Source organism: Roseomonas sp. TAS13, from assembly GCF_001950415.1.
Lineage (GTDB): Bacteria > Pseudomonadota > Alphaproteobacteria > Acetobacterales > Acetobacteraceae > Roseomonas > Roseomonas mucosa.
Window position 1 is genome coordinate 1 of record NZ_BDLP01000075.1, and the last position, 15,519, is coordinate 15,519.

The following is a 15,519-nucleotide window of genomic DNA, read 5'->3' on the forward strand; positions in this document are numbered from 1 at the left end:
TTCGCCTTACGGTGGAGCTGTGCGTAGATGTGATCAAGAGACAGCCGGGGCAGCAGGCGGGGTGGCGGCTTTCGGCCGCGGGCGAGGCGGCGCGGAACGGGGCGCCGGGCTACCGGCTGACCGAGGGGCGGCGGCGGATCCTGGACGTGCTGCTGCCGGGCGAGATCCGCTCGGGCGCGGAGATCGCGGACGAGGCCGGGACCTCGGCCTCGGTGCTGCGGGGGCTGGCGGATCACGGGCTGGTGGAGCCGGCGCTGATGCCGCGCCCCGTGGCCTTTCCCACGCCCGACCCGGCGCATCCCGGCCCGTCGCTGATGCCGGAGCAGGAGCAGGCGGCGGCGTCGCTGCGCGAGCTGGTGGATTCGCGGAAGTTCGGCGTGACGCTGCTGGCCGGGGTCACCGGCTCGGGCAAGACCGAGGTCTATCTGGACGCGGTGGCGGAGACGCTGCGGCAGGGGCGGCAGGCGCTGGTGCTGCTGCCGGAGATCGCCTTGTCCACCCAGTGGCTGGAGCGCTTCGAGGGCCGCTTCGGCTGCGAGCCGGCGATGTGGCATTCGGAACTGGGCGGGCGGCGGCGGCGCAATACCTGGCGCGCGGTGGCGGAAGGGGAGGCCAAGGTGCTGGTGGGCGCGCGCTCGGCGCTGTTCCTGCCCTTTCCCGACCTGGGCCTGATCATCGTGGACGAGGAGCACGAGACCGCCTTCAAGCAGGAGGAGGGCGTGATCTACCACGCCCGCGACATGGCGGTGGTGCGGGCGCGCTTCGCCCAGGCGGGATGCGTGCTGGTCTCGGCCACGCCCTCGCTGGAAACGCTGACCAATGCGGAGACCGGGCGCTATACCGCCCTGAACCTGCCGCGGCGGCACGGAGCGGCGGGGCTGCCCGAGGTGACGGTGCTGGACCTGCGCAAGACGCCGCCGGAGCGGGGGCGCTTCATCGCGCCGCCGCTGGTGCAGGCGGTGAACGAGACCCTGGCGCGGGGCGAGCAGGCGATGCTCTTCCTGAATCGGCGCGGCTATGCCCCGTTGACGCTCTGCCGCACCTGCGGCCACCGGATGCGCTGCCCCAACTGCACCGCCTGGCTGGTGGAGCACCGGGCGCAGCGGCGGCTGCAATGCCACCATTGCGGCCACACGGAGCCGACGCCCCAGTTCTGTCCGGAATGCGGGGCGGAGGGCAGCCTGACCGCGATCGGGCCGGGGGTGGAGCGGGTGCAGGAGGAGGCGGCGCTACTCTTTCCCGAGGCGCGGCGGCTGGTCATGGCCTCGGATACCATTCCCGGCCCGGCGGCAGCTGCCGAGGCGGCGCGGCAGATCGCCGAGCGCGAGGTGGACCTCGTGATCGGCACGCAGATCGTGGCCAAGGGCTGGCATTTCCCGCACCTGACGCTGGTGGGGGTGGTAGATGCGGATCTGGGGCTGGCCGGCGGAGACCTGCGGGCCGCGGAGCGGACGGTGCAGCTTCTCCATCAGGTCTCCGGGCGCGCGGGGCGCGCGGAAAGCCCGGGGCGGGTGATGCTGCAATCCTGGGTGCCGGACCATCCGGTGATGATGGCCCTCGTCTCGGGCGACCTGGACAGCTTCATGGCCGAGGAGGCCGCCGCCCGCCGCCCGGGCGGCTGGCCGCCCTTCGGCCGCTTGGCGGCGCTGATCGTGAGCTCGGAGGACGAGCGGGCGGCGGACCGGGTGGCGCGCGACCTGGGGCTTTCCGCCCCGGGCGGCGAGGGGGTGCAGGTGCTGGGCCCGGCCCCGGCGCCGCTCGCCCTGCTGCGCGGGCGGCACCGTCGGCGGCTGCTGCTGAAGGCCCGGCGCGACGTGGCGGTGCAGCCGCTGCTGTGGGACTGGCTGGGGCGGGTCGATGTGCCGGCCTCGGTGCGGATCCAGGTGGATGTGGACCCGGTGAGCTTTCTCTAGCGGCGGTTCTTCATGGCTGGCCCCGGGCAGAGGCTCCGCCTCCCCGGGCCTGCCAGATCCATCCATCATATTGATATGATAGAGGTTTGCGCCGCGGCTTTCCTGGCTTTGCGGCACAATGGCGGTTGAAGCGGCGCGCTGCGTTGCGATATGTGTCCCCTCACGCGGGCATCGGTGCCTGGGCTGCGGGGCGGTTCTGCCGGCCCCGGCCCGCCGGCTTGGTCTTCCTGAAGAAGAGGGTTGCCGGTTTTCCCGGTGGGGCCTTGGCGGGCCCTGCCCGTTCCGATGCGCGTCTTCACCGATCCGCCGGACCGTGCCGGGTGGACCAGAGCATGGCCCCCGGCTCGGCGTGGGGGTCCCCACACCCCAGGAGGTTCCGGTGCGCGCCCGGCGCGCGCCCGACTTTCGCGAACCAGCGGAGCGATCCAATGGCCGATACGCGCGCCGCCCCCATGGTGGAGACACCGACCGTGGGGGCAGCTTCCTCAGGCAACGCCTTCCTGCTGGCCATCACCGCGGTGATGGCGGTGGCGGGCTTCCTCTATGGCTACGACACCGGGATCATCTCCGGCGCCCTGCTGCAGATCACGCAGGAGTTCGGGCTGGGCCACCGGATGCAGGAGGTGGTGACCGCCTCCATCCTGGTGGGGGCCGTGCTGGGTGCCCTCGGCACCGGCTGGCTGTCGGAACGGATCGGGCGGCGGCGCACCGTGATGGTGGTGGCCACGGTCTTCTGCCTGGGGGCGCTGGCCTCGTCGCTCGCCCGATCGCCGCTGGAGCTGTCGCTGTCGCGGGTGTTCCTGGGCCTCGCGGTGGGCGGTTCCTCGCAGGTAGTGCCCGTCTATATCGCGGAACTGGCGCCGGCGGCGCGGCGCGGGCGGCTGGTGATCACCTTCAACCTCGCCATCGGCATCGGCATCCTGCTGGCCAATGTCGTGGGCGTGGCGCTGCATGGGCTCTGGTCATGGCGGATGATGATCGCGGTGGCGATCCTGCCGGCGGCGCTGCTGTTGCTGGCCATGCTGCGCCTGCCGGAAAGCCCGCGCTGGCTGGTCGGGGCCGACCGGCCGCGGGAGGCACGGGAAGTCCTGTCCTCCGTGCGGGGTGACGAGCGGCAGGCGCGGGCCGAACTGCGCGAGATCCACCGGGTCGCCCGGCGCGAGCGTGACGCGGCGGAGCGGGGCTGGGGCGCCCTGGCGCAGCCCTGGCTGCGGCCGGCGCTGGTGGCGGCGCTGGGCGTGGCGGCCTTCACCCAGCTCTCGGGGCTGGAGATGATGATCTACTATACGCCGACCATCCTGGCCGGGGCGGGCTTCTCGCAGTCCGTGGCGCTATGGTCCAGCCTGAGCCTGGCGGTGATGTACGTGGTCATGACCTTCATCGGCCGCTCCATCGTGGACCGGGTGGGCCGGCGCGGGCTGATGCTGGTGATGATCCCCGGCACCGTGGTGACGCTGCTGGTGCTCGGCGGGCTGTTCAAGGCGGGCATGGCAACGGATGAACATGCCTGGCTGGTGGTGGGCTGCCTGCTGCTCTTCATGCTGTTCAATGCCGGCGGCATCCAGGTGGTGGGCTGGCTGCTGGGATCGGAGATGTTTCCGCTTTCCGTCCGGGGCAAGGCGAGCAGTGCCCATGCGGCCACGCTCTGGGGCTCCAACCTCCTGGTCACCGCCACGGCGCTGTCCCTGGTGCATTATGCCGGGGTGCACGGGATGATGTGGACCTATGCGGCGCTGAACCTGACCTCCTTCGTCTTCGTGCTGAAGCGGGTGCCGGAAACCCGGGGGCGGACGCTGGAGGAGATCGAGACCTCGCTGCGCGAGGGGGGCTTCCTGCCGGGGCGGCAGCGCGGCGAGGCGCCGGCCGGCCACGATGCCCTGGCCGCCCCCCCGGGGCTGACGGGCCCTGCGGCACCCTGGGGCCGGGCCGGATCGGGCATTCCCGAGGTGGCGCTGGGCGGCAGCGCCGCCTCGCTTGCACCAAAGGAATAGGAGGCCGGGAGGGGATGCCGGTTCCCCCGTGGCTTCCCGGCCGGGCGGGGGTCAGACCTCGATGGGAAAGGTGCCCCGCCAGTCCCGGATGGTCTCGTGCGGGGTGTCCTTGTTGCGCTCCTCGGGGGGAAGATCCTCGATCGGGTCCACCACCGGGCCGGTCACGCCGGTGTTGGAGGCCGGGTCGGAGGCCGGAAAGCTCTCCTCGATGGTCTCGTCCAGCTCGTTCTCCTGTTCCGGTGCCGGTTTCCGCCCAGCCGGGTCCTTCTCGGTTCCGCTCATGACGCATGCTCCTCGGGATAGGGGGCCATGCGAATCAATCGCCGCAGTGGGCGAGAAGTTACACGCGTGAAAGTTGCGCTGCCGGATTCGCGATTCCGCCCGCCGCGCCCCGCCGGGACGGGCCCGGAAGGCCGGACGGGCGGTTTTCCCTGGCCCGAAAGACGCCGCAGCGACATCAGGCTGTCGCAAAGCTGGGCCGGAACCCGCTGGAAGCGCCCTCGGCCAGTTGCCGCAATGGCTTGCCATATGTTAAGGCGCCCGCGCTGCGAGAGGGTTTCCCTCAGCGCGCGCCCGGCTCCTCGGCCGGGGCTCAACTCACGATACGGGAACTCACGTGGCCTCTGACGCGACCACCGTCTCGCCCGACGCGCCCCGCGCTACCGGACTCGCGCAACGCTACGCGCAGGCGCTCCTCGACCTCGCCCGGGAGCACCGCTCGGTGGACCAGGTCGCGGCGGATATGGAAACCCTCCAGGCGCTGTGGCGCGACGACGCGCCGTTCCGCGCCTTCGTCTCGGACCCCCGGCTGGATGCCGCGCAGCAGCAGAAGGGCGCCTTCGCGGTGCTGGAGCGCGCCGGCATCTCCGGGGATGTGCGCAACCTCGTCGGCGTGCTGGTGAACAACCGCCGCCTCGCCGCCCTGCCGGAAGTGGCCGCCTCCTTCGCCCTGCTGCTCGCCGAGAGCCGGGGCCAGCAGACGGCCGAGGTCACGACCGCCCATCCGCTGAACGACACCCAGCGGAACCAGATCGCAGCCCGCCTGACCGAGGCGGGCTATTCCAACGTCCGACTGGTCGAGCGTCTCGACCCGTCCATCCTCGGGGGGATGATCCTCAAGATCGGCTCCCGCCTCTACGACACATCCATCAAGTCCAGGCTCCAGCGCCTGAGCTACGCCATGAAGGGGGCCGCCTGAACATGGACATCCGTCCCGCCGAGATCTCCGAGATCCTCAAGAAGCAGATCGCCGGCTTCGATTCCGAGGCGAACGTTTCCGAGGTCGGCACCGTGCTGACCATCGGCGACGGCATCGCCCGGGTCTATGGCCTGCAGAACATCATGGCCGGCGAGCTGGTGGACTTCCCCGGCGCCGGCGTGAAGGGCATGGCCCTGAACCTCGAATCCGACAATGTCGGCATCGTGGTGCTGGGCGATGACAGCGCCATCCGCGAGGGCGACACCGTTTCCCGCACCGGCACCATCGTGGACGTGCCGGTGGGCAAAGGCCTGCTGGGCCGCGTGGTGGACGGCCTGGGCAACCCGATCGACGGCAAGGGCCCGATCATGTTCACCGAGCGCCGCCTGGCCGAGGTGAAGGCGCCGGGCATCATCCCGCGCAAGTCGGTGCACGAGCCGATGCAGACGGGCATCAAGGCCATCGACGCCCTGATCCCGATCGGCCGCGGCCAGCGCGAGCTGCTGATCGGCGACCGCCAGACCGGCAAGTCCGCCGTGCTGATCGACACCATCCTGAACCAGAAGCCGGTCAACCAGAGCACCGACGAGAGCAAGAAGCTCTACTGCATCTACGTCGCGATCGGACAGAAGCGCTCCACCGTGGCGCAGCTGGTCCGCACGCTGGAGGAGCAGGGCGCGATGGAGTATTCCATCGTGGTCGCCGCCACCGCCTCCGACCCGGCGCCGCTGCAGTTCCTGGCGCCCTACTCCGCCTGTGCCATGGGCGAGTATTTCCGCGACAACGGCATGCACGCGCTGATCATCTACGATGATCTGTCCAAGCAGGCCGTGGCCTATCGCCAGATGTCGCTGCTGCTGCGCCGCCCGCCGGGGCGCGAGGCCTATCCGGGCGACGTGTTCTACCTGCACTCGCGCCTGCTGGAGCGCGCGGCGAAGATGAACGACGACTTCGGCGCCGGCTCCCTGACCGCGTTGCCGGTCATCGAGACGCAGGCGGGCGACGTGTCGGCCTATATCCCGACCAACGTGATCTCGATCACCGACGGCCAGATCTTCCTGGAGACCGAGCTGTTCTACAAGGGCATCCGCCCGGCCGTGAACGTCGGCCTGTCGGTGTCGCGCGTGGGCTCGGCGGCGCAGATCAAGGCGATGAAGCAGGTGGCGGGCAAGATCAAGCTCGACCTCGCCCAGTATCGCGAGATGGCGGCCTTCTCGCAGTTCGCCTCGGACCTCGACGCCTCCACCCAGGCCCTGCTGGCCCGTGGCGCGCGCCTGACCGAGCTGCTGAAGCAGCCGCAGTTCTCGCCGATGCCGGTGGAGGAGCAGGTGGTGTCGATCTTCGCCGGCACGCGCGGCTACCTGGACCGGATCGAGGTGAACAAGGTCACCACCTTCGAGGCGCGGATGCTGTCCGAGCTGAGGGCGGCGCAGCCCGGCATCCTGGAGGCCATCCGCACGGAGGGCGCGATCTCCAAGGAGACCGAGAACAAGCTGACCGCCTTCCTCGACGGCTTCGCCAAGTCCTTCTCCTGACGCGCGTTTAAGAGGAGGAAGCAAGGCCGATGGCGAATCTCAAGGCCCTGCGGGCGCGCATCGCGTCGGTGAAGTCGACCCGTAAGATCACGCAGGCCATGAAGATGGTCGCCGCGGCCAAGCTGCGCCGCGCGCAGCAGCAGGCCGAGGCGGCGCGCCCCTATGCCGAGCGGATGGAGCGCATGCTGGCCTCCCTCGGCGGCGCGGTGGCGGGCAGCCCCGATGCGCCGAGGATGCTGGTGGGCAGCGGGCGCGACCAGGTGCACCTGCTGATCGTGGTGACGGGCGAGCGCGGCCTGGCCGGTGCCTTCAACACCAATGCGGGGCGCTTCGCGCGCAACCGCATCCGGGAGCTGGAGGCCAAGGGCAAGACCGTGAAGGTGATCACGGTCGGCCGCAAGGGCGCCACCTATCTGCGCCGCGACTTCGGCAGCCGCTTCGTCGAGGAGGTCTCCTACGCCCAGGTCAAGCGCCTGAGCTTCGAGCAGGCCGACGCGGTGGCGGCGAAGGTGACGGCGATGCTGGAGGCGGGCGAGTTCGACGTATGCTCGCTGATCTACAACCGCTTCCATTCGGTGATCTCGCAGATCCCGGCCGAGCAGCAGCTGATCCCGGCCAAGGTCCCGGCGCCTTCGGGCGACGAGGCCGCGCCGGCGGCCAGCAGCGACGGCGCGCTCTACGAGTTCGAGCCGGGCGAGGAGGCGCTGCTGGAGCAGCTCCTGCCCAAGAACCTGTCCATCCAGGTCTACCGCGCGCTGCTGGAATCCGCCGCCGGCTTCTATGGCGCGCAGATGAACGCGATGGACAACGCCACCCGCAACGCGGGCGACATGATCAACAAGCTGACGCTGAGCTACAACCGCACGCGTCAGGCCAACATCACCACGGAGCTGATCGAGATCATCTCCGGCGCCTCGGCCGTCTGATGCGGTCGCGAAGCGTGAATCGCATCAGCTGAAAAGCCTTGGGGAAAGCAGGACATGAAGAACAACGTCGGTAAGGTCACCCAGGTGCTGGGCGCCGTGGTGGACGTGCAGTTCCCCTCGGAGCTGCCCTATATCCTGAACGCGCTGACCACCAAGGTCGGCGACCGCACCCTGGTGCTGGAAGTCGCCCAGGAGCTGGGCGAGCGCACGGTGCGCTGCATCGCCATGGACACCACGGACGGCCTCGTCCGCGGCACCGAGGTGGTGGACACGGGCAAGGGCATCGTGGTGCCGGTCGGCGAGGGTACGCTGGGCCGCATCCTGAACGTGATCGGCGAGCCGATCGACGAGCGGGGCCCGGTGCCGCACCAGAAGTCCTATCCGATCCACCGCGAGGCCCCGGCCTTCGCCGACCAGGCGACGGCGGCCGAGATCCTGGTGACGGGCATCAAGGTGATCGACCTGCTGGCGCCCTATTCCAAGGGCGGCAAGATCGGCCTGTTCGGCGGTGCCGGCGTGGGCAAGACGGTCACCATCCAGGAGCTGATCAACAACATCGCCAAGGGCCATGGCGGCGTGTCGGTCTTCGCCGGAGTGGGCGAGCGCACCCGCGAGGGCAACGACCTCTATCACGAGATGATCGACGCGGGCGTCATCAAGCTCAACGAGGGCAACACCGAAGGCTCCAAGGTGGCGCTGGTCTATGGCCAGATGAACGAGCCGCCGGGTGCCCGTGCGCGCGTGGCGCTGTCGGGCCTGTCCATGGCGGAGTATTTCCGCGATGAGCAGGGCCAGGACGTGCTCTTCTTCATCGACAACATCTTCCGCTTCACCCAGGCGGGTGCCGAGGTCTCGGCGCTGCTGGGCCGCATCCCCTCCGCGGTGGGCTACCAGCCGACGCTGGCCACCGACATGGGGCAGCTGCAGGAGCGGATCACCTCGACCAAGAAGGGCTCGATCACCTCGGTGCAGGCCATCTACGTGCCGGCCGACGACCTGACCGACCCGGCGCCGGCGACGTCCTTCGCCCACCTCGACGCCACGACGGTGCTGAACCGCTCGATCGCCGAGCTCGGCATCTTCCCGGCCGTGGACCCGCTGGACTCCACCTCCCGCGCCCTCGACCCGCGCGTGGTGGGCGAGGAGCACTACCGTGTTGCCCGCGAGGTGCAGCGCGTGCTGCAGACCTACAAGTCGCTGCAGGACATCATCGCCATCCTGGGCATGGACGAGCTGTCGGAGGAGGACAAGCTGGTCGTGGCGCGCGCGCGCAAGATCCAGCGCTTCCTGAGCCAGCCCTTCCACGTGGCCGAGGTCTTCACCGGCACGCCGGGCGTCTTCGTGAAGCTGGAGGACACGATCCGTTCCTTCGCCGGCATCGTGGAAGGCAAGTACGACCACCTGCCGGAGGCCGCCTTCTACATGGTCGGCACCATCGAGGAAGCCGTGAAGAAGGCCGAGGGCCTGAAGCAGGCGGCCTGATCCCATGGCCGACACCTTCAACCTCGAGCTGGTGAGCCCGGAAAAGCTCCTGCTCTCCCGCCCGGTCGAGATGGTCACCATCCCGGCCTGGGAGGGCGCGATGGGTATCCTGCCGAAGCACGCCCCGATGATCGTCGCCCTGCGGGGCGGCCTCATCAAGGTGCGCGAAGGCGGGCGGGACACGGAAAGCCTCTTCGTGGCCGGTGGCTTCGCCGAGATCACGCCGGACCGTGTGACGGTCCTGGCCGACGAGGCCACGCCGGTCGCGGAACTGTCGCGCGCCGATGCGGAGAGCCGCCTGACGCAGGCCGAGGCGGAGCTGAACGCCGCCGCGGCGGAGAGCGAGGCGCTGCGCGAGAAGGCCTATGGCCGCGTTCTCGCCGCCCGCGCCATGCGGGATGCCGCGACGGCCGCCTGAACGCCCCCGCCCCGATGCGGGCGGGCGGAACCCTGACAAGGGCCGGTTCCTTCGGGGACCGGCCCTTTGTTTATTGGCCGGCCTGCCGGGCATGCCTCTCCTTCGTGCATCGCAGATTTCGGGTGGAAGGCAGAAGTTACTCGCTTCATGATTGAAACGGTGGATCCGGTCCCCTGTTCTAGGCGAGGGTGACTTCCTGGGCTTCTCCTGTCATGCCTGGGAGGGCGGTTGGCCTTCATCCCCATGATCCTATCGAGCGGAGCGCGGATGTGATGTTCAGGAGGACCGGCTGGAGGATGCGGGGGCGGATGATGCCGCCCATGACGGCATGCCCGGCGAAAACGGGGGCCGGCCGGACTTCGGCAAGAAGCCTGCCGGCCACGGCCCATTGCGCGCGAGCCGTCGCCTGAGCCCGCTTCCGGGGCGCCTGCACCGGCGGCGGCTGGTCGCCGCGGCCCTGGCCGGTGCCGGGCTGGGGCCGGCCCTGCTCCGTTCCGGGCACGCGCAGGAGACATTCTCCGGCCTGGGCGGGATCGCCCGTTCGCGGGGCTTCGGCTATGGCGCCGCCGCGCAGTCCGCGATGCTGCTCGGCAATCCGGATTACGCCCGCGCCTACCGCACCGAATGCGCCCTGCTGGTGCCGGAATACGAGGGCAAGTGGGGCACGGTGCAGCCCCAGGAAGGGAAGTTCGACTTCGGTCCCTTGGACGCCATGAGTGCCTGGGCCCGGCAGAACGGCAAGGCGATGCGCGGCCATGCGCTGATCTGGCACCATGCCGTGCCGGACTGGCTGGTGAAGGCGCTGGGCGAGGGGCCGCAGCGGGCGCGCGGCGTGATGGAGGCGCATTTCACCGCCGTGCTGGACCATACGCGCGAAAACATGCGGGACTGGGACGTGGTGAACGAGGTGGTCGCCGACCCTCCGGGCAGCGACACGCCGCAGGCCACGGGAGACCTGCGCGACACGCCCTGGCTGCGGGCGCTGGGGCCGTCCTATATCGAGCTGGCACTGCGGCTGGCGCGGGAGCGAGACCCGACGCTGCGGATCACCCTGAACGAGTACGGGGTGGAGGAGGAAGCGCCGCACTGCCTGGAGAAGCGGCGGCGGCTGCTGGCCCTGGTGCGGCAGCTCCGCCGTGCCGGCGCACCGCTGGATGCGGTGGGGATGCAGGCGCATCTGCAGATGGACCGGCCCTTCAGCGGGCCATCCTTCACGGCTTTCTGCAAGGAATTGGCGGGGGAGGGGCTGCAGCTCCTGATCACCGAGCTGGATGTGCGGGAATCCTGGAAGGTGCCCGACGGCTATCCCGCCCGGGACGTCCTCGTTGCGGCACGGGTGAAGGAATTCGCCGAGGCGGCCCTGGCCGGGGGAGTGAAGACCATCCTGACCTGGGGGCTGATCGACCGTTATTCCTGGCTGGTCTCCGACCCCGGCGTGACGCGCAAGGACGGGCTGAAGCATCGCGGCCTGCCGCTGGACTGGGAGGGGGATCGCAAGCCCTTCTGGAACGCGCTGGCAGAGGCGTTCCAGGGAGCATGACGCCCTGGTTCGCGACGTTCCGTTACGTTTCGATTCCAATTTTTGGGGGCGGTTCTTTTGGCTGGCCCCGGGGGAGAGGCGCCGCCTCTCACCCCGGACCCCCTCTCCGCCGGGGACCGAAGCCGGTCCCCGGACCCCGGGCCTGAGTTGGCTCTGGCGGTAACCGTTACCCTGCGGCCTGATCCCTGGGAGCAGGTGGAAGCGCGGGGCTCCTGAGAAAAACACCCTGTCCGCTCTGATGGCACTGGCAGTCCGCCGGAGAGCCTGGCTCTCCGGCGCGATCCGGCATCAGCGAGCGCCAGCGAACCGGGTCCAGGGCACGCAGTGTCCTGGCGGATAGGGGGTCTGGGGGAAAGGCGGCGCCTGTCCCCCGGGGAAGCGCAACGCCGGACCTGGTTTCAGCCGGCGAAGCGGGCGAAGGCGCGGGTCAGGGCCTCGTAGATCGGGCGCTTGAAGGGGACGGCGAGGCCGGGAAGTTCTTCCAGCCTCGCCCAGCGCCAGGCATCGAATTCCTGATGGGCATCGGCATCCAGGCGGATATCGGAATCCTGGCCGGTGAAGCGCAGGGCGAACCAGCGCTGTTCCTGCCCGCGCCAGCGGCCGCCCCAGACCTTGCCGATCAGGTGCTCCGGAAGGTCGTAGCGCAGCCATTCGTCGTGCTCGGCCAGGATCTCGGCCTTGCCGGTGCCGATCTCCTCGGCCAGTTCGCGCAGCACGGCCTGCCGGGGTTCCTCGCCTTCGTCCAGCCCGCCCTGCGGGAGCTGCCAGGCGCCGGCGGCCGCCTCCCCATGCGGCTGGTCCGCGCGGCGCGCCACCAGCACCAGCCCATCGGCGTTGAAGAGCACGGCGCCGACATTGGGGCGGTAGGGCAGGTCGCTCATCGCGCGGCGCTTTCCTTCTGCGGGATCTCGGGGCGGCGGAGGATGGCGGTGACCGGCGCCAGCACGATCCCCCGCTGTTCCAGCCCCGTCGCCCAGCTTGTAATACGGTCCAGCAGCACGGGCGAGGCATCGCCGGCCACGCCGAGGGCCGATCCCCATTCCTTGGCGACGCGTTCGAGCTCCTGCAGGCGGCGCTCCACGCCCTCGCGCGTCGCGGGCTCGTCGATCACCACATCCGCAGTGCGGCCCCAGGCGCGGTTGCCGTTGGTCGCCTCGGGCCGCGGGTCGAGATAGAGCAGGCCGCGATCCCGCAGCACGTCCTGCACCCCGGCCAGCAGTTCCGGCGCCTGTGCGAAGCGTTCGCCGCGCATGCCGCCCAGGGCGCCGACAGCGCCGACATAGCCCTGCAGCCGGGTCAGCACCCAGCGCAGCCGCTCCGCGTTCTCGGCGGCCGGAAGCGTGGTGAGGAGGGCGCGGGGCCCCGGATCGTTGGACGGATAGCCGGCGGGTTCCAGCGGCAGGGCCACCAGCGCCTCCATCCCCCGGGCGCGGGCGCGGTTCAGCAGGGGCTGGAGGTTCTGGGCATAGGGGCTGAAGGCGAGGCCGGTCGTGGGCGGCAGGCGGCGGATGGCCTCGTCGCTCAGCGCCGCATTCAGGCCCAGGCCGCCGACCACGATGGCGATGCGTGGCCGCTTCTCGGCACGCGGGAAGGCGCGGCCATAGGCACGGATCGAGGTCCGCCCATCCGGCGCCACGCGGGGCAGGGCGCCCAGGCGGGTGGCCTCCAGCATCTGCGGGTCCGGCGGCGGGATCGGACCCGGCGGCCCCTGGCTCTGCTGGGAGGCGGGGTCCTGGAGGTCGGTCAGGGTGGCGGCCGGCGGGGCGGGGGCAGCCTGGGCAGCGGCCAAGATGGCGGCTGGTGCATCTGGCGCGGCGTCCGAAGGGGGCCGCGAGGCGGCGTCCTGGTTCGCCTCCAGGGAGGCTTCTTGCGGCGGCGGGCCGAGATAGGCGAGCGTGCCCAGGCCCAGCAGGGTGGCGGTCAGGACGAGGCCCCAGAAGCGCCTCAGCCAGGTCCAGCCATTGTTCCATTCGCCGGCTTCCGGGCCGCCAGCCACCGCCTCGCGCATGGTTTCCGTCCGTTCGCCCTCGCCCGGAAGGCCGGGATGCTGGGGCGCATCGGGGCCGGTCCAGGGCAGATTTTCGGCTTTCCGCGGCGGGTCATCTGCCGCGGTCTCTCTTTTTGAGAGTATCCTCAACGATGAGGGCATTTCCAGGCAAGTCCGCCGGTTTCCAGAATTTTATGGAGCCTGTGTCGTTTATGCCCGGTAAACGCCCGCATCGCGACAGCCGGAAGTTGCAAGGATGACGCTCATCCATGCGAAGAGGGTAGCGGACCTTTGCTGGCATGAGCCGGCGGCTTCATGGGGACCGCGCGGGGTTCTTCCGGCAGTGAGTTGCCGGTATCCCCTGCCGGCGCGGCGACACGGGTCCCGGAGAAACGGCCTCGGGCCGGTAGTCGCGAAACCTGTACCGGGGGAGGCATTGCTCTGCCCGGTCCGCTTTCATGGCCGGGTCATCCGGGTGCGAGAGCCTCCCGCACCCGGATGGGAGCGGCCCGGCATCCTGGCCGCGGCTTCCGCCGCGGCCGGTGGGTCAGCGGCTGGCGCGCCGCTGCGCCGGGGCCTGCTGCGGCGTGGCGGCCATGCCGCGCACCAGGACCAGGGCCTGCTGCAACTGGAAATCCGTCTCCGGCTTGGTCGGGTCGAAGGCGGGGGCGCCCTCGGGCGGCGTGTGCTGGATGCGGTCGAGCAGGCTCTGGGACAGGTTCAGCGGCGGCAGGGGCGCGACCGGGGTGGCGGCGGAGCCATCGGGATGCTTGAGGGCATGGCGGAGATCGGCCTCGCGGTCGCGCTGGGCGGCATCCACGCGCTGGCCGAGCACCTCCACGTCCGGCTCGATGCCGGTGGCCTGGATGGAGCGGCCGGAGGGGGTGTAGTAGCGCGCCGTGGTCAGGCGGATGGCGCCATTGCCGGGCAGCGGCATGACCGTCTGCACCGAGCCCTTGCCGAAGGACTTCACGCCCAGCACCACGGCGCGGCGGTGATCCTGCAGCGCGCCGGCCACGATCTCGCTGGCCGAGGCGGAGCCGCCGTTGATCAGCACCACGACCGGAAGGCCGTTGGTGATGTCGCCGGCGCGGGCGTTCCAGCGTTGCGCGTCCTCGGGGCGGCGGCCGCGGGTGGAAACGATCTCGCCCTGGTCGATCAGGTCGTCGCTGACCTGGATCGCCTGGTCGAGCAGCCCGCCGGGGTTGTTGCGCAGGTCGAGGATCAGGCCCTTGAGCCCGTTCGGCGCCTGGGTCTTGAGCTGCTGGAAGGTCTTGCGCAGGCCGGGATCGGTCTGCTCGTTGAAGGAGGTGAGGCGGATATAGGCGATGTCGTTGCCTTCGAGCCGCGCCCGGACGACCTGCGGGCGGATCACCTCCCGGGTCAGGCTCAGGTCGATGGGCGTGGTCACGCCCTCGCGCCGGATGGTCAGGCGGATGGAGGAGCCGCGCTCGCCCCGCATCTGCTCCACCGCGTCCTGCAGGCTCATGCCCTGGACGGAGGTGCCGTTGAGGTTGGTGATCAGGTCGCCGGGCTTGATGCCGGCGCGCTGGGCGGGCGTGTCGTCGATCGGCGAGATGACCTTGACGTAGCCGCCTTCCTGCGTGACCTCGATGCCGAGGCCGCCGAACTCGCCGCGCGTCTGCACCTGCATGTCGCGGAAGTTCTTCGCGTTCATGTAGGAGCTGTGCGGGTCGAGCCCTTGCAGCATGCCGTTGATGGCGTTCTCGATCGCGTCGCGGTCGTTGACCGGATCGACGTAGTCGGCCCGCACGCGCTCGAAGACGTCGCCAAAGAGGTTGAGAAGCCGATAGGTGTCCGCACGGCCGGAATCCTGCGCGAGCGCCGGCACCACCGTCGAAGTCACCACGGGTCCCGCGACGGCCCCCGCGACAAAGGCCACCGCCACACCCGTTGCTGTCCGGAACTTGCGCCGCATCCGCCCGAGGCTCCCCGAGACAAGGTAAATTCAGAGAAGGCGCCCGCTATCCCGTGCGGCCGTTGCCGGCCAGCCAGGGTCGCGGGTCCACCGCCCGTCCCCTGCGCCGGAGTTCGACGTAGAGGCTGGGACGCCCGGAAGAGGGACGTCCCATCTGCCCGACCGCCTCGCCCGCCGAGACTTTCTGCCCCACCCCGGCGTCCAGGCGATCGAGACCAGACAGGACCACATGGTATCCGTCACCGCAATCCATGATCAACAGCAGGCCATAGGAACGAAATGTATCAGCGAAGGCCACCTGCCCGGAGCAGGGGCTGACGACGCGGGCGCCGGGCGGGGTGGACCAGGTCTGGCCGGTGGTGCCGTCGGCGCCGAACTGGGAGACGACGCGGCCGGCCACCGGCAGGGCGCGGCCGCGGCCGCGGGGGATGGCGGGGGCGGAGGGCAGGGCGGCGACCTGCTCCTCGTCCTCCCGGTTGCGGCGGGCGGCGCGGCGGGCGTCGTCGCGGGTCGCCTGGGCCGCCGCCTGGCGGGCGGCTTCCTCGCGGGCGGCCTTCTCCTTCGCCTCGCGCTCGGCCCGGGCGGCGGCC

At 70.5% G+C, this 15,519-nt stretch carries 13 protein-coding genes; 8 read left to right on the plus strand and 5 right to left on the minus strand.

Translation table 11 applies throughout. The features are described from left to right. On the plus strand, positions 1 to 1,913 hold a 1,913-nt coding region (locus ROTAS13_RS08570), incomplete at its 5' end, for a primosomal protein N' (RefSeq protein WP_075822094.1). A 428-nt stretch (positions 1,914 to 2,341) separates the two neighbouring features. Next, complete coding sequence (locus tag ROTAS13_RS08575) at positions 2,342 to 3,904, plus strand: sugar porter family MFS transporter (protein ID WP_075822095.1); 1,563 nt, start codon at positions 2,342 to 2,344, stop codon at positions 3,902 to 3,904. Positions 3,905 to 3,955: 51 nt separating this feature from the next. On the opposite strand, the gene ROTAS13_RS08580 is transcribed toward ROTAS13_RS08575, so the two are convergent. Beyond that, positions 3,956 to 4,186 (minus strand): hypothetical protein, encoded by a 231-nt coding sequence (locus ROTAS13_RS08580; protein WP_019461013.1) that lies wholly within the window; start codon positions 4,184 to 4,186, stop codon positions 3,956 to 3,958. 334 nt (positions 4,187 to 4,520) lie between these two features. Here ROTAS13_RS08580 and ROTAS13_RS08585 point away from each other — a divergent pair, with 334 nt between their 5' ends. The 6 genes from ROTAS13_RS08585 (at position 4,521) to ROTAS13_RS08610 (ending at position 11,003) form a co-directional block, all read left to right on the plus strand. Beyond that, positions 4,521 to 5,102, plus strand: a complete 582-nt coding sequence (locus ROTAS13_RS08585; RefSeq protein ID WP_027297113.1) for a F0F1 ATP synthase subunit delta — start codon at positions 4,521 to 4,523, stop codon at positions 5,100 to 5,102. A 2-nt stretch (positions 5,103 to 5,104) separates the two neighbouring features. After that, the gene (gene atpA / locus ROTAS13_RS08590) at positions 5,105 to 6,637 is read left to right on the plus strand and encodes a F0F1 ATP synthase subunit alpha (RefSeq protein WP_075822096.1); all 1,533 of its coding nucleotides are present in this window, start codon (positions 5,105 to 5,107) and stop codon (positions 6,635 to 6,637) included. A gap of 29 nt (positions 6,638 to 6,666) precedes the next feature. After that, positions 6,667 to 7,563 (plus strand): F0F1 ATP synthase subunit gamma, encoded by an 897-nt coding sequence (locus ROTAS13_RS08595; protein WP_019463002.1) that lies wholly within the window; start codon positions 6,667 to 6,669, stop codon positions 7,561 to 7,563. Between the two features lie 54 nt (positions 7,564 to 7,617). After that, positions 7,618 to 9,045, plus strand: a complete 1,428-nt coding sequence (gene atpD, locus ROTAS13_RS08600; RefSeq protein WP_019463003.1) for a F0F1 ATP synthase subunit beta — start codon at positions 7,618 to 7,620, stop codon at positions 9,043 to 9,045. A gap of 4 nt (positions 9,046 to 9,049) precedes the next feature. Then, on the plus strand, positions 9,050 to 9,463 hold the full coding sequence (atpC, locus tag ROTAS13_RS08605) for an ATP synthase F1 subunit epsilon (RefSeq protein WP_075822097.1): 414 nt from the start codon (positions 9,050 to 9,052) through the stop codon (positions 9,461 to 9,463). A 388-nt stretch (positions 9,464 to 9,851) separates the two neighbouring features. Beyond that, positions 9,852 to 11,003 carry an endo-1,4-beta-xylanase gene (locus ROTAS13_RS08610; RefSeq protein ID WP_252571770.1) on the plus strand — a complete coding sequence of 384 codons (1,152 nt, stop codon included), beginning with the start codon at positions 9,852 to 9,854 and terminating at the stop codon, positions 11,001 to 11,003. Between the two features lie 398 nt (positions 11,004 to 11,401). Here ROTAS13_RS08610 and ROTAS13_RS08615 read toward each other — a convergent pair whose 3' ends face one another. The 4 genes from ROTAS13_RS08615 to ROTAS13_RS08630 form a co-directional block, all read right to left on the minus strand. Then, positions 11,402 to 11,884 (minus strand): RNA pyrophosphohydrolase, encoded by a 483-nt coding sequence (locus tag ROTAS13_RS08615; protein WP_019463006.1) that lies wholly within the window; start codon positions 11,882 to 11,884, stop codon positions 11,402 to 11,404. Next, entirely contained in the window at positions 11,881 to 13,011 is a 1,131-nt protein-coding gene (locus ROTAS13_RS08620) for a divergent polysaccharide deacetylase family protein (RefSeq protein ID WP_075822099.1), read from the minus strand. The genes ROTAS13_RS08615 and ROTAS13_RS08620 overlap by 4 nt, the downstream gene beginning before the upstream one ends. A gap of 526 nt (positions 13,012 to 13,537) precedes the next feature. Continuing rightward, on the minus strand, positions 13,538 to 14,929 hold the full coding sequence (locus tag ROTAS13_RS08625; protein ID WP_026033545.1) for a S41 family peptidase: 1,392 nt from the start codon (positions 14,927 to 14,929) through the stop codon (positions 13,538 to 13,540). Positions 14,930 to 14,975: 46 nt separating this feature from the next. After that, the coding region (locus ROTAS13_RS08630) for a murein hydrolase activator EnvC (protein WP_171979059.1) at positions 14,976 to 15,519 on the minus strand (544 nt) is incomplete at its 5' end.